This is a genomic window from Sediminihaliea albiluteola (assembly GCF_014077625.1).
Taxonomy (GTDB): domain Bacteria; phylum Pseudomonadota; class Gammaproteobacteria; order Pseudomonadales; family Halieaceae; genus Sediminihaliea; species Sediminihaliea albiluteola.
This window is the reverse complement of sequence record NZ_JACFXU010000013.1, coordinates 578,086-591,608: the sequence shown is the minus strand read 5'-3', so window position 1 is coordinate 591,608 and position 13,523 is coordinate 578,086. Positions and strand designations below refer to the sequence as shown.

Annotated in this window: 12 protein-coding genes; 7 read left to right on the top strand and 5 right to left on the bottom strand. The window is 52.2% G+C overall.

What is annotated here, in order from left to right; genetic code table 11:
- The first annotated feature begins 4 nt into the window (after positions 1 to 4).
- Positions 5 to 1,078 carry a 3-deoxy-7-phosphoheptulonate synthase gene (locus H2508_RS03690; protein WP_182169020.1) on the top strand — a complete coding sequence of 358 codons (1,074 nt, stop codon included), beginning with the start codon at positions 5 to 7 and terminating at the stop codon, positions 1,076 to 1,078.
- A 102-nt stretch (positions 1,079 to 1,180) separates the two neighbouring features.
- Here the strand turns inward: H2508_RS03690 and nfuA are convergent, their stop codons facing one another.
- Entirely contained in the window at positions 1,181 to 1,756 is a 576-nt protein-coding gene (gene nfuA, locus H2508_RS03685) for a Fe-S biogenesis protein NfuA (protein WP_182169019.1), read from the bottom strand.
- 197 nt (positions 1,757 to 1,953) lie between these two features.
- Between nfuA and metH the strand changes: the two genes are divergently transcribed.
- Positions 1,954 to 5,643 carry a methionine synthase gene (gene metH / locus H2508_RS03680; protein WP_182169018.1) on the top strand — a complete coding sequence of 1,230 codons (3,690 nt, stop codon included), beginning with the start codon at positions 1,954 to 1,956 and terminating at the stop codon, positions 5,641 to 5,643.
- Between the two features lie 10 nt (positions 5,644 to 5,653).
- Positions 5,654 to 5,896, top strand: a complete 243-nt coding sequence (locus H2508_RS03675; protein WP_220463568.1) for a DUF2970 domain-containing protein — start codon at positions 5,654 to 5,656, stop codon at positions 5,894 to 5,896.
- 39 nt (positions 5,897 to 5,935) lie between these two features.
- On the opposite strand, the gene H2508_RS14860 is transcribed toward H2508_RS03675, so the two are convergent.
- Positions 5,936 to 6,052, bottom strand: coding sequence for a methionine synthase (locus H2508_RS14860; RefSeq protein ID WP_220463567.1), 117 nt, complete (start codon positions 6,050 to 6,052; stop codon positions 5,936 to 5,938).
- Between the two features lie 345 nt (positions 6,053 to 6,397).
- Here H2508_RS14860 and H2508_RS03670 point away from each other — a divergent pair, with 345 nt between their 5' ends.
- Positions 6,398 to 8,062, top strand: a complete 1,665-nt coding sequence (locus tag H2508_RS03670) for a nitrite/sulfite reductase (RefSeq protein ID WP_182169017.1) — start codon at positions 6,398 to 6,400, stop codon at positions 8,060 to 8,062.
- Complete coding sequence (locus H2508_RS03665) at positions 8,046 to 8,516, top strand: DUF934 domain-containing protein (protein WP_182169016.1); 471 nt, start codon at positions 8,046 to 8,048, stop codon at positions 8,514 to 8,516. Before H2508_RS03670 ends, H2508_RS03665 begins: the two co-directional genes overlap by 17 nt.
- Positions 8,517 to 8,616: 100 nt before the next feature.
- Here H2508_RS03665 and H2508_RS03660 read toward each other — a convergent pair whose 3' ends face one another.
- Positions 8,617 to 9,363, bottom strand: coding sequence for an aminotransferase class V-fold PLP-dependent enzyme (locus H2508_RS03660; RefSeq protein ID WP_182169015.1), 747 nt, complete (start codon positions 9,361 to 9,363; stop codon positions 8,617 to 8,619).
- A 3-nt stretch (positions 9,364 to 9,366) separates the two neighbouring features.
- On the opposite strand from H2508_RS03660, the gene H2508_RS03655 reads away from it, so the two are divergent.
- Entirely contained in the window at positions 9,367 to 9,633 is a 267-nt protein-coding gene (locus H2508_RS03655; RefSeq protein ID WP_182170753.1) for an Lrp/AsnC family transcriptional regulator, read from the top strand.
- A gap of 212 nt (positions 9,634 to 9,845) precedes the next feature.
- Here H2508_RS03655 and H2508_RS03650 read toward each other — a convergent pair whose 3' ends face one another.
- Both H2508_RS03650 and H2508_RS03645 read right to left on the bottom strand, forming a co-directional pair.
- Positions 9,846 to 10,775: an electron transfer flavoprotein subunit alpha/FixB family protein gene (locus H2508_RS03650; protein WP_182169014.1), complete on the bottom strand. Its 930-nt coding sequence runs from the start codon at positions 10,773 to 10,775 to the stop codon at positions 9,846 to 9,848.
- Positions 10,775 to 11,524, bottom strand: a complete 750-nt coding sequence (locus H2508_RS03645) for an electron transfer flavoprotein subunit beta/FixA family protein (RefSeq protein WP_182169013.1) — start codon at positions 11,522 to 11,524, stop codon at positions 10,775 to 10,777. Before H2508_RS03645 ends, H2508_RS03650 begins: the two co-directional genes overlap by 1 nt.
- Before the next feature lie 301 nt (positions 11,525 to 11,825).
- Between H2508_RS03645 and H2508_RS03640 the strand changes: the two genes are divergently transcribed.
- Entirely contained in the window at positions 11,826 to 13,478 is a 1,653-nt protein-coding gene (locus tag H2508_RS03640; RefSeq protein WP_182169012.1) for an electron transfer flavoprotein-ubiquinone oxidoreductase, read from the top strand.
- Positions 13,479 to 13,523 lie beyond the last annotated feature (45 nt).

Here is a 13,523-nt window from a genome sequence, read left to right as displayed (position 1 = left end):
AGCAATGAGCAATATGGCAGTACACAATATCAACGTCGCCTCACAAGATTTGTTGGTGACACCGGAACAACTGAAGACCGCGCTGCCGATGAGCGACGCGGTGAGAGCCAAGGTGGCAGAGAGCCGCCAGGTGCTTTGGGATATTCTTGATGGCAAGGACCCACGCATGTTTGTGGTGGTCGGCCCCTGCTCTATTCATGATCCCGAAGCGGCGCTGGACTATGCCCGCCGATTGAAGGCACTGGCCGATGAGCTCTCCGATACTTTGTATATTGTCATGCGGGTTTATTTTGAAAAGCCGCGCACCACAGTGGGCTGGAAAGGTTTAATTAACGACCCTCACCTAAATGACACCTTCAAAATAGAAGAGGGTTTGCATATAGGGCGTAAACTGCTGCTGGATATTCTAGAGCTGGGACTGCCCACATCCACCGAAGCGCTGGACCCTATTTCGCCCCAGTACTTGCAAGATCTTATCAGCTGGTCTGCGATCGGCGCGCGCACTACAGAGTCGCAAACACACCGGGAAATGGCCAGCGGCCTATCCTGCGCCGTTGGTTTTAAAAATGGCACTGACGGCTGCCTTACCGTGGCGACTAACGCACTGAACTCAGTGTCTAAGCCCCACCGCTTCTTAGGTATTAACCACCAGGGACGGGTATCGGTTTATACCACCAAGGGTAATCGCTATGGCCACGTAGTTTTGCGCGGCGGTAGTTCAGGCCCCAACTACGACTCAGTGAACATTGCGCTCTGTGAGGAGGCCCTGAACAAGGCAAAGGCGCCGCTGAACATCATGGTCGACTGCAGCCACGCCAACTCCAATAAGCAGCCGGAGTTACAAACGCTGGTAGTAGAGGATGTGGTTAGCCAAATTATTTCTGGCAATAAGTCGATTGTCGGATTGATGATCGAGAGCAACCTGAAGGCGGGTAATCAGTCGATTCCGGAGAACTTAGAGGATCTGGAGTACGGCGTCTCGGTAACTGATGGCTGCATCGACTGGGATACCACCGCAGAATGCCTTCGCACTGCGCGTGACAAACTCAAAGATATCCTGCCAACACGTCGCGGATAAGGCTGGCAGCAGCTTATCCTTTCAGCTTAGGGATAAAAGCAAAAGGCCGGGCAATTAGCCCGGCCTTTATGTTGGCACTGTGATAAGCAATGCTCAGAGAACTTAGTAATAAGCTTGCGAGCGATCTGAGTGGTCTGTCATATCGCGCACACCCTTAAGTTGTGGCAGCTGCTCCAGAAGCGTTTTTTCAACACCGCCTTTGAGTGTTTGATCAACCATGCCGCAGCCCTGACAGCCACCACCGAAGCGCAAAATCGCGAACTGATCTTCAGTCACCTCAACCAAGCTCACCTCGCCTCCGTGAGCGGCTAAGGCCGGATTCACTTCGTTGTAGAGGACATAGTTGATGCGGTCTTCAAGTGGACTGTTTTCATCCACCCGAGGCAGTTTGGCGTTGGGGGCCTTGATAGTTAACTGGCCACCCATACGATCCTTGGAATAATCGACCAAGGCGTCTTCTAAATATGGCAGGCTGCGCCCGTCAAACCAGGCGGTGATGCTGCCATATTCGTGTTTTTCGTCGTTTTCTTCCAAATCGCCTTCACGGCAATAGGCAATGCAAGTTTCTGCGCGGGCCGTTCCCGGCTGGTTGATGAATACCCTGACGCCCAGTGCGTCTTCCTGCTTTGACAGGAGCTCCGCGAGGTATTCTTGGGCAGATTCAGTAATGGTCACCATAGTACAGCTCATTTCCCAGTAAATTGGTCAGGTATTCTAACACTTTGAGCCCAATTGTACGAGAAGTGTTTGAGTTTGGACGCCCATATGGGCATGCATTCTGCTAGAATGTGCGCCGCCGAGGCATCCCAAGCCCTCCGGTCCAACATTTTATACAAGCTAAACACTCTATTTGCTGTAACTGACAGGGGAAAACTATGTCCAGTCGTCCGTCCTCCCGCACGCTCATTGAACAGGGATTGAAAGAGCGAATCATGATGCTAGACGGAGCAATGGGCACTATGATCCAGGCTCAGGGCTTAAGCGATGCAGGCTACCGCGGTGAGCGCTTTGCCGACTTCCCCTCAGATCTCAAAGGCAACAATGACCTATTGTCCTTAACTCGCCCGGATCTGATCACCCGCATCCACGGCGAGTTTTTGGCAGCCGGCGCTGACATTATCAGCACCAACACCTTTAACAGCACTGCAGTCGCCCAAGGCGACTACAACATGCAAGACCTCGCCGCCGAACTGAACTTGGCTGGTGCTCAAATTGCCCGCCGAGTCGCTGACGAGTTCAGCGCGCAGACGCCCGATAAGCCGCGCTTTGTCGCCGGCGTACTTGGTCCAACACCGCGCACGGCATCTATTTCGCCAGATGTGAACGACCCTGGTGCCCGCAACGTCCACTTCGATCAACTGGTCGCTGATTACTCAGCGGCGGCCCGAGCCTTGATTGAAGGCGGTGCCGACTTGCTCATGATCGAGACCATTTTCGACACTCTCAATGCCAAGGCAGCGATTTTTGCAGTGCAAGGCGTGTTTGAAGAGCTCGGCCAAGAGCTGCCGCTGATGATCTCGGTGACATTTCCCGACACCAGCGGCCGGGTGCTGTCCGGGCAGAGCCCCGAGGCCTTCTGGAATGCTGTCGCCCACGCCAACCCCCTTATAGTTGGCAGTAATTGTGGCAGAAGATTCAAGGAGATACGCCCATTTCTTGAAGAGCTTTCTAATGTAGCGAGCTGCTACTTTAGCGCCCACTTAAATGCCGGTTTACCCAACGCCTTCGGCGAGTACGACGAAACTCCCGATGACATGCATGATGATTTTCGAGGATTTGCCCAGCGCGGCCTACTGAACTTGGCCGGTGGTTGCTGCGGCACCACACCCGACCACATCCGCGCCATTGCTAAAGCCGTAGAAGGCGTTGCCCCCCGCAGCCTGCCCCAAGTGCCCCCAGCCTGCCGACTCAGTGGCTTAGAACCTTTCAACATCACTGCCGATAGCTTGTTTGTGAACGTCGGTGAACGCTGTAACGTCACTGGCTCAGCGCGCTTTAAGCGTCTGGTGCTAGACGGCGATTACGATACCGCCCTGCAAGTGGCTCGCATTCAGGTAGAAGATGGCGCGCAGATTATTGATGTGAATATGGATGAAGGCATGCTCGATGCCGAAAAAGCCATGGTCACCTTCCTCAACTTGGTAGCTTCGGAACCAGATATCTCTCGGGTGCCGATCATGGTCGACTCCTCGCGCTGGAACGTCATCGAGGCGGGCCTGAAGTGTATTCAGGGTAAACCCGTGGTGAACTCAATCAGTTTAAAAGCTGGTGAAGAAGAGTTCCTGGAGCAAGCACGGCTGTGCCGCCGCTACGGCGCCGCCGTGGTGGTGATGGCCTTCGACGAAGACGGCCAGGCTGACAACCTCGAGCGACGTAAAGAAATTTGCCGCCGTTGCTACGACCTGCTGGTGAACACCGTCGGCTTTAATCCATCGGATATTATCTTCGACCCCAATATCTTTGCCGTAGGCACCGGGATAGAAGAGCACAATAACTACGCCATGGACTTTATTGAAGGCACCCGTTTCATCAAACAAAACCTGCCAGGAGTGCTCGTTTCTGGCGGTGTTTCTAACGTGTCCTTTTCCTTCCGCGGCAACAACGTGGTGCGCGAAGCGATCAACTCGGTGTTCTTGTACCACGCGATTCGCGCCGGCATGGACATGGGTATCGTTAACGCCTCACAACTGGCTGTATATGACGAACTACCAGCCGAGTTACGTGAGGCAGTGGAAGATGTAATCCTCAACCGACGCCCAGAGGCCACTGAAAACCTACTGGACATCGCCGATAGGTATCGCGATAGCGGCACTCAGGAAGCACGCAAAGAAGACCTCAGCTGGCGTGAACAAGACGTTGTTAAGCGCCTTGAATACGCTCTAGTGAAAGGTATTAACACTTTTATTATCGAGGATGCTGAGGAGGCCAGACAAGCTTACGAGCGCCCTATTCAAGCCATTGAAGGCCCACTGATGGACGGCATGAACGTCGTGGGTGACCTCTTTGCTGAGGGCAAAATGTTTTTGCCGCAAGTGGTTAAAAGCGCTCGGGTGATGAAACAGGCGGTCGCCTATTTGCAGCCTTTTATTGAGGCTGAAAAAGTCGACAGCAACCAAACCAACGGCAAGATATTAATGGCTACGGTGAAAGGCGATGTCCACGATATCGGCAAGAACATCGTCGGTGTGGTGCTGCAGTGCAACAATTACGAGGTGATCGACCTCGGCGTAATGGTGCATTGCGAAGAGATTCTGCGCGTTGCTAAAGAAGAAAAGGTCGACATGATTGGTCTGTCTGGCCTGATTACGCCATCTCTAGATGAGATGATCTATGTGGCCAGTGAGATGCAGCGCAATGATTTTCAGATCCCGCTGTTAATCGGCGGCGCCACGACTTCCAAAGCTCACACCGCAGTGAAGATCGAACCCAGCTACAGTAATGATCAGGTCGTTTATGTACCCGATGCTTCGCGCAGCGTTTCTGTCGCTTCGCAATTACTTAGCGAGGACAAAGCCGCGTTCATTGACAAGCTGCAAGCGGAGTACAAGGTAGTGCGTGAGCGGGTGGCAAACCGCAAGCCGCGCACCCGTACCCTGCCCTACGCCGAAGCGGCAAATAAAGGACCAGAACTAGATTGGGATAACTATACACCGCCCAAGCCGAGTTTTATCGGCACCCGAGTGTTTGACAATGTGCCACTGCAAAAGCTTGTCGAGCTGATCGATTGGACGCCCTTTTTTATCTCCTGGGAACTGGCCGGCAAGTACCCTGCCATTCTCAAGGACGATAAAGTAGGTGCACAGGCTCGCGAACTGTTCGCTGACGCTCAAGATATGCTAAAAAAAATGCTGGAAGAGAACTGGCTTCAGGCAAAAGGGGTGGTTGGTTTTTGGCCGGCTGAGCGCCGCGGCGACGATGTAGTGGTATTTAGTGATGAAAGTCGCAGTGAAGAACTGGCCACCCTGCATCACCTGCGTCAGCAAATGGAAAAGCCCAGCGGCGAAGCCAATTTCTGTCTGGCTGATTATGTGGCGCCTCAGAACAGCGGTTTATCCGATTATATCGGTGGTTTTTGTGTGACCACCGGACACGGTGTGGCCGAGCGGGCCCAAGCCTATGAGGCTAATCACGATGACTACAACAGCATTTTGCTAAAAGCATTAGCAGACCGGCTGGCAGAAGCCTTTGCCGAGTATTTGCACCGCGAAGTGCGACGAGAGCTTTGGGGCTATGCAGCAGATGAAAACTTGGATAATGAGTCACTGATCCGCGAGCGCTACCAAGGTATTCGGCCGGCACCTGGCTATCCCGCCTGCCCCGATCACACGGAAAAAGGTATTTTATTTAATTTGCTTGATGCCACCGCAGCAACCGGTGTGAGCTTATCGGATAACTATGCGATGCTACCGGCATCAGCTGTCAGTGGCTGGTATTTTTCTCACCCGGAATCACGCTATTTCGCAGTGGGTAAAATAGGCTATGATCAGGTTGAAGATCTGGCCAGCCGCAAAGGAGTTAAAGTTGAGGATATGGCGCGCTGGTTATCACCGAACCTAAATGGATAAGAGGGTGGCAATGGGGCAAGCAGGACAAGATCAACAGATCCAGCAACCCACGGAAGATAAAGTCTCTACCACAGAGGTAGTAGGCAGCATTCTTGCCGCGGGTTTTGGAGTGCAAAGTAGTCGCAACCGTGAGCGCGATTTCAAACGTGGTAAGTTTGGCGCGTTTCTCTTGGCAGGTGTGATACTGACTACAGTATTTGTCGCTACCCTGTTCACCATTGTGAAACTGGTAGTCAGCACTGCGGGTAGCTAACTTAACTAGTCCGCCGTATTGAGCTGCTCCAGAGCTGCTTTAGCTCGGCATGCCAGACAACCAGAGATAAAGACTGAGCACTACAATACTGATGATTGCAACTGCGGCGATGGCGTCAGCTGCGCCGTCGCTGCTCTGCTTGGACTGATCGGACATGATATCTTCCTTATAAGTATTTTAGGTTTAGGATAAGCGTCGTCCATTATAGCAGCGAGTGAGAAAAACTAGCCACTGGGCGCGGCCGCCACGATCACTATCGTAATTTTAGCTTGCCAGCACGGCAAATACAGATGTTTGAACTCTTAATTTAACAGAACAGTACAACTGCGACCGAAAAAAGATCGCTGCCTTTGAGCTCGTAATCCGTTGCGCAATAAGCTGCCACGGCTCGCCGCTCGATCAGTTCTAACCTTATGAAAATAATGAATAATTAACCCAAGGTCTTTTCTGGTAAGGTAGCGCCCTTATTTTTGAGCAGCACTGTGGTGACAGGATCTCTAGATGTACGTTTATGATGATTATGACCAGCGAATAGTAGACCAGCGTGTCACGCAATTCCGCGATCAGACACGCCGCTACCTCGATGGCCAGTTGACCGAAGAGCAGTTTTTGCCGTTACGCCTACAGAATGGCCTGTATGTGCAGCGTTTGGCGCCGATGATGCGTATTGCTGTGCCCTACGGCCTGCTAAACTCAGCGCAGTTGCGTAAACTTGCTCATATTACTCGCCACTATGACAAGGGCTACGCCCACGTCACTACGCGTCAAAACTTTCAGTTGAACTGGCCGCAGCTAGAAGAAGTACCCGATATTCTAGAAGAACTGGCCAATGTACAGATGCACGCCATCCAGACCAGCGGCAACTGTATTCGCAACACCACCTCTGACGAGTTTGCCGGTGTTGCCCGTGACGAAATCGAAGACCCGCGCCCCTACTGTGAAATCATTCGCCAGTGGAGCACCTTCCACCCAGAGTTTGCCTTCCTGCCACGGAAGTTCAAAATTGCCGTTTGCGGCAGCTTGGAAGACCGCGCCACCATCCACTCTCACGATATTGGCGTGGAGCTAGTGCCTAACGAAGAAGGCGTTATTGGCTTTAAAGTCCTCGCTGGCGGCGGCTTAGGTCGCACACCAATGATCGCGTCGGTCATTACCGAGTGGATTGAGAAGCGGCACTTGCTGACTTATCTTGAAGCGATACTGCGGGTTTATAACCTGCATGGCCGTCGTGACAATAAATTTAAAGCTCGCATTAAGATCTTAGTGAAAGCTATGGGTGTTGAAGCTTTCCGCGAGGCAGTGGAGAAAGAGTGGCTAACGCTAAAAGATGGCCCCTCTACCCTACCCGAAGATGCTATTGAGCAGGCAAAGTCTTTCTTTACCGACCCCGCCTACGAAACGATTGATGGTTCCAGTGCTGAAGCTGCTTTAGCGGCTCAAGCTGAACGCGACCCAATCTTTGGCAACTGGCTGAAGCGCAACACTGTCGAGCATCGCATCCCCGGCTACCAGGCAGTCACGCTCTCGTTGAAGCGCACTGGCGATGCACCGGGTGATGTGAGTGACCGACAGCTTGAGTTAATCGCCGATCTAGCTGACAAATACAGCTTTGGCCAGGCTCGCACTACCCACCAGCAAAATATGGTACTGGCGGATGTGCGCCAGCAAGATCTCTACGCTCTGTGGCAAGAACTCCAAGCGGCCGGCTTAGCGACTGCCAACATTGGTTATTTGACCGATATCATCGCCTGTCCTGGCGGCGACTATTGCTCGCTGGCAAACGCCAAATCCTTACCAGTAGCGGAAGCTATTCAAGCGCGCTTTGACGACTTGGATTATATCTACGACCTCGGCCCACTAGAACTAAACATAAGTGGCTGTATGAATGCCTGTGGTCATCACCATATTGGTCAAATTGGCATCTTAGGCGTCGATAAAAAAGGTGAGGAGTTTTACCAAGTATCACTGGGTGGCAACCAATATAAAGATGCTTCTTTAGGTAAAATATTGGGTCCCTCATTTAAGCAGGATGATATGCCCGAGGTCATTGAAAAGATTCTCTCTACTTATGTAGATCTGCGAACAGAGGAAGAAAGCTTCCTTGATACCTATAAGCGTGTGGGAATTACTCCCTTTAAGGAGCGAGTGTATGCCAAAGCTGATTAAGGGCGCTGAAATTGTTAACGACGAACGCTGGAAAGCACCGCAGCCCGATGCAGAAACTGTCTCAGAAGGTGTGATCTGTACCCTAGCTCAGTGGCAGGCGCTCGATGATAAGGCGGGATCTGCTGTGCAGTTGGAGCCCGGTGACGATGTCCATAGCTTGCTGCCACACCTGCAGGAGATAGAGCTGATTGCAGTCAACTTCCCAGTATTCACCGACGGTCGCGGCTTTTCTTACGCCCGCGAGTTGCGTGAAAACGGCTATCAGGGCGAGTTGCGTGCTGTTGGTGCCTTCATCCGCGATCAACTGCACTACCTAAGCCGGGTTGGCTTCGATGCTTTTCAGTTAGAAGACGAGTCACAGCTAGAGGCCGCTATCAAAAGTCTCGAGGACTTTAGCGTGCACTATCAAGCTTCCATCAGCCATCCCCTACCACTGTTCCGCCGGCGCAGTTAGGCTAAGCCCTTTCCTTAGCAGTCCTGATCCCCGGCGCAGCATCTGCGCCGGCTCAACCAATGGTCAATGTTCGATAGGGCCTGATCGGGCCTTTGCTCATTTATACCAGTTTCGGCGCAGTCATTAGCTCCAACATAGCACTCGCCTCTTGCGGCAGGAGGAACCAGCGCAGATCCTCGTTCTCAGCGCCTAACTCAAGCCTTGATCTGGTGCCCTTGCGATCAGCTTTACACAACTCACTCTCTGCCTGCTTAGCAAGTGTCGCGAGATCGAAGGTCGGATGATCTGCTGTGTTTGAGCTGTCCATATAATCAGCAAGTGTTTGCGGCAGCGATCCCAAGGCTGGCTTAGCCTGCCCCTGAAAGCGCCAAACAGACGCCGCAGGGTCAAAGTGGTAGTAAGGCAAGAGCCGCCAGCCGTGCTGTGCTACGAGCTCGACAGCTCGCAGGAGGTACTCAAACTCAGGTTCAGCAATAAAGTAATTGAAATTAAGCCGGAGCCAACCGGGGCGCAAAATCATAGTGCCCTGTTCGACTGCCGCTTCAATTGCTTTGCTATAGTCCCTGCTCATGCCCAGTAAACTGTGAGCGTAAGGACCGGCGCAGGAGCAGCCACCGCGGACTTGAATGCCGAACAGATCATTCAGTAGGGAGGCGACAAAGCCGTAATGGAGGTCCTTGTTGCCGTGCTTAAAGCGCAGGGATATTATCGCTAAGCGATCGGCCTCCGTATTGCCTAAAACCTCAAGCTCAGGACAAGCCTCAAAGCGCAGCATAGCGCGCTCAATGAAATCCTTCTCGCGCTGCTCAATTTCTCGAGCGCCGACTTCTTGCTTTAATTTAAACATGGGCTGTCACTGAGAGTATTTATCTCGATTAAAACCAATCAGCACAATGAAAAATGGGCGAGCAAGTTTAAAGCGGTGGTCGATAAGATTCCGGGGGTTCAGGAGGTTTATCGCATGGGAGGAGAAACCGACTACCTGCTCAAAGCCATCGTTAAAGATATGCCCGACTACGACCGACTGTATCAACAATTAATTAAGGCCGACCTATTTGATGTAAGCGCAGGCTTTGTGATGGAGGAAATCAAATACACAAGCGAGCTGCCGCTTTAGGCCTCTAGCTTGATCCACTTCGTTTACTCAGCGAACTTAGAGCATCAGCCGCTATTTTTTTAAGTGCAGCACAAAGCACCCGTTAAAGCCCGGCGCCTGATCAAGGAAGGGTCGCAAGCTGAGCATTATGCGAAGATTTACGGATACAAAAAAGCCGACACGAGGTCGGCTTTGATGTTGCACCCCGCTATTTGCGGGAGCTATGAAATGCCTTACAGAGCAGCTTCAAGCTCAGGCAGAGCGTCAAACAGGTCAGCTACAAGGCCATAATCAGCGACTTGGAAGATAGGTGCATCTTCGTCTTTGTTGATCGCTACAATCACCTTGGAGTCCTTCATGCCCGCCAAGTGCTGGATCGCACCGGAGATGCCTACAGCAATGTACAGATCAGGAGCAACGATCTTACCGGTCTGGCCGACCTGCATGTCGTTGGGTACAAAACCAGCATCTACTGCCGCGCGCGAAGCACCGATAGCGGCGCCGAGTTTGTCAGCAATGCCATCAAGCAGTTTAAAGTTCTCACCGTTTTGCATACCGCGGCCACCGGAAATAACAACCGGAGCAGCGGTCAGGTCTGGGCGGTCAGATGCGGCAATTTCTTCACCAACGAAGGTCGAGAGACCTGCATCGTGAACGGCATCAATCGCTTCGATAGTGGCGGAACCACCTTCTGCCGGAGCCGGATCAAAAGCAGTGGTACGCACAGTGATGACTTTTTTAGCATCAGAGGTTTGTACAGTAGCGATTACGTTACCGGCATAGACTGGGCGCTTGAAGGTGTCGGCAGACTCAACGGACAAGATGTCAGAGATCTGAGCCACGTTGAGCAGTGCTGCAACGCGAGGCATAGTGTTTTTGCCGCTAGTAGTAGCAGCCGCAACAATGTTGTCGTAGTTGGCACCGACTTCCGCGATCAGCAGGCCCAGGTTCTCGGCCAGTTGATGCTCGTATGCAGCATTGTCAGCAAGCAGTACTTTGCCGATACCAGGAACAGCGGCAGCTTGCTCAGCAACTGCGCCACAGTTGGCGCCAGCGACTAGCATATCGATGTCTGCACCCATCGCTTGGGCTGCAGCTACTGCGTTGAGTGTAGAGCCGTTAAGGCTACTGTTGTCGTGTTCTGCAATAACCAGTGTACTCATCAGATTACCTTCGCCTCATTTTTCAGTTTATCGACCAGCTGCGCTACGCTCTCAACTTTGATACCTGCTTGACGCTCTGCAGGTGGCTCAACGCGCAGTTGAGTTAGGTGAGAGGTGATTTCTACGCCGAGATCAGCTGGAGTGTAGACGTCCAACTGCTTTTTCTTGGCCTTCATAATGTTAGGCAAAGAGGCGTAACGCGGCTCATTCAAGCGCAAGTCAGTGGTGACAATTGCAGGCAGCTTCAACTTAACAGTCTGCAAACCACCGTCAACTTCACGGGTGACGCTGACATGGTCGCCATCAACTTTTACTTCTGAAGCAAAAGTACCTTGGCCCATATTGGCCAGTGCACCAAGCATCTGACCAGTTTGGTTGTTGTCGCCGTCGATGGACTGCTTGCCAAGGATAACTAACTGAGGCTGTTCTTTTTCAACAACGCCTTTCAGCAATTTGGCGACGACTAGTGGCTCAACAGCGCCTTCAGTCTCAATCTGGATACCGCGATCAGCACCTAGAGCAAGTGCCGTGCGAATCTGCTCCTGGCAGGCTTTGTCGCCAACAGATACAGCGATGATTTCTGAAGCCACACCAGCTTCTTTGAGGCGCACAGCCTCTTCAACGGCGATTTCACAGAACGGGTTGATAGCCATCTTGACGTTATTCAGGTCAACATCACTACCATCGGCTTTGGCGCGGACTTTGACGTTGTGGTCAACTACGCGCTTAACAGCAACAAGAACCTTCATGGATTCTCCAACAGAGTAAGAAGTTATGGTGGATTTCAGGGCGACGTAAGACGACTGAAAGGCCGACTGTGACAGACCCCGTACAATAACGGCCGAACATTCTGCCGCCATTACCACTGCAGGTCAATAGCTGTAACTCGCTCTGTACAGCACAATGCAAGTCAATTAACTGAGCCCTTATTGGCTACATTTATAGTTTTTTATCTTTGAAAATTATATACTTGCGCCCTTTCTAACGGTCGACCCTCGTCGCGTCGGCTGCCACCCAAGTACCTAGTCGTACAGGAAAGAGGACAGTGTTGTGGAACGCGAATCGATGGAATTTGATGTAGTCATTGTCGGAGCTGGCCCCGCGGGACTATCTGCCGCTTGTCGCATCATGCAACTGGCTCAGGAAAAACAGCAAGAAATCACCGTTTGTGTGGTGGAAAAAGGCTCCGAAGTGGGCGCCCATACGCTCTCCGGCGCTGTACTTGAGCCACGCGCATTAAACGAACTTTTCCCCAATTGGAAAGAACTTGGCGCGCCGCTGCCCACTCCAGTGACTGAAGACCGCTTCTTCTTTTACACCAGCGCTAAAAAAGCGATCAAACTGCCCAACTTCATGATCCCCAAGCCGACCCATAACGATGGCAACTACATTGTTTCAATGGGCAATATTTGCCGCTGGCTGGCTGAGCAGGCTGAGGGACTGGGCGTTGAAGTGTACCCCGGTTTCGCTGCCGCTGAAGTGCTGTATAGCGAAGATGGCAGCGTCAAAGGTATTGCCACCGGCGATATGGGCGTTAGCGCCACGGGTGAGCACAAAGCGAGCTACATGCCTGGTATGGAACTGCATGCCAAGTACACCCTCTTTGCTGAAGGCTGTCGCGGCCACTTAGGCAAGCAGCTAATCGCAAAGTTTGGCCTTGATGAAGGCAAAGATCCTCAGCACTACGGTTTGGGGATTAAAGAAATTTGGGAAATTGCCCCAGAGAAACACCAGGAAGGTCTGGTCGTTCACGGCCTCGGTTGGCCGCTTAGCGAGACTGGCTCCAGTGGCGGTGCCTTCCTATATCACGCCGAGAACAACCAAGTTTACCTCGGTTTGATTACCGACTTGAATTACAGCAACCCTCATATGAGCCCCTTCCAGGAGTTCCAGCGCTGGAAGCACCACCCCGAAACTCTGAGCACCCTCGAGGGTGCTACTCGCATCAGCTACGGTGCGCGAGCGCTGACTAAAGGCGGCCTTAACTCGCTGCCAAAAATGCACTTCCCCGGTGGTTTGTTGATTGGCTGTGATGCAGGCACCTTGAACGGCGTTAAGATCAAGGGTAACCACACCGCGATGAAGAGCGGCATGTTAGCTGCAGAAGCCGTTGTTGAAGCTTTGGCCCAGGGTGAATCAGCACCAGCTGACCTGCAGAGCTACGCCACCAAGGTAGAGGGCTCGTGGTTGCACGATGAACTATATCGCTCGCGTAACTTCTCTGGCTTTATGCACAAATTTGGCACCCTGCTGGGCTCAGCCATGGTGTGGATTGATCAGAATATCTTTGGCGGCAAACTGCCCTTCACGCTGAGTGATCCAGTACCTGATTATGCCACGCTCAAGCCAGCATCAGAGTCACAGCGTCCTGAGTATCCCAAGCCGGACAACGTGATCAGCTTCGACCGTCTCTCTTCAGTGTTCTTATCAAACACTAACCACGAAGAAGATCAGCCCTGCCACCTGACTCTAAAGGATGCAGATATCCCGATAACACAAAACTTGCCAATGTACGATGAGCCTGCTCAGCGTTATTGTCCCGCTGGCGTTTACGAAGTTGTTGAAGACCAAAATGGCAAGCGCTTCCAGATCAATGCGCAGAACTGTGTGCACTGTAAAACCTGCGATATTAAGGATCCTGCCCAAAACATTACTTGGGTGACACCTGAAGGCTTTGGTGGTCCCACCTACCCCAATATGTAAGCGCAATAAAAACGGCCCCATCGGGGCCGTTTTTATATCCAGCTT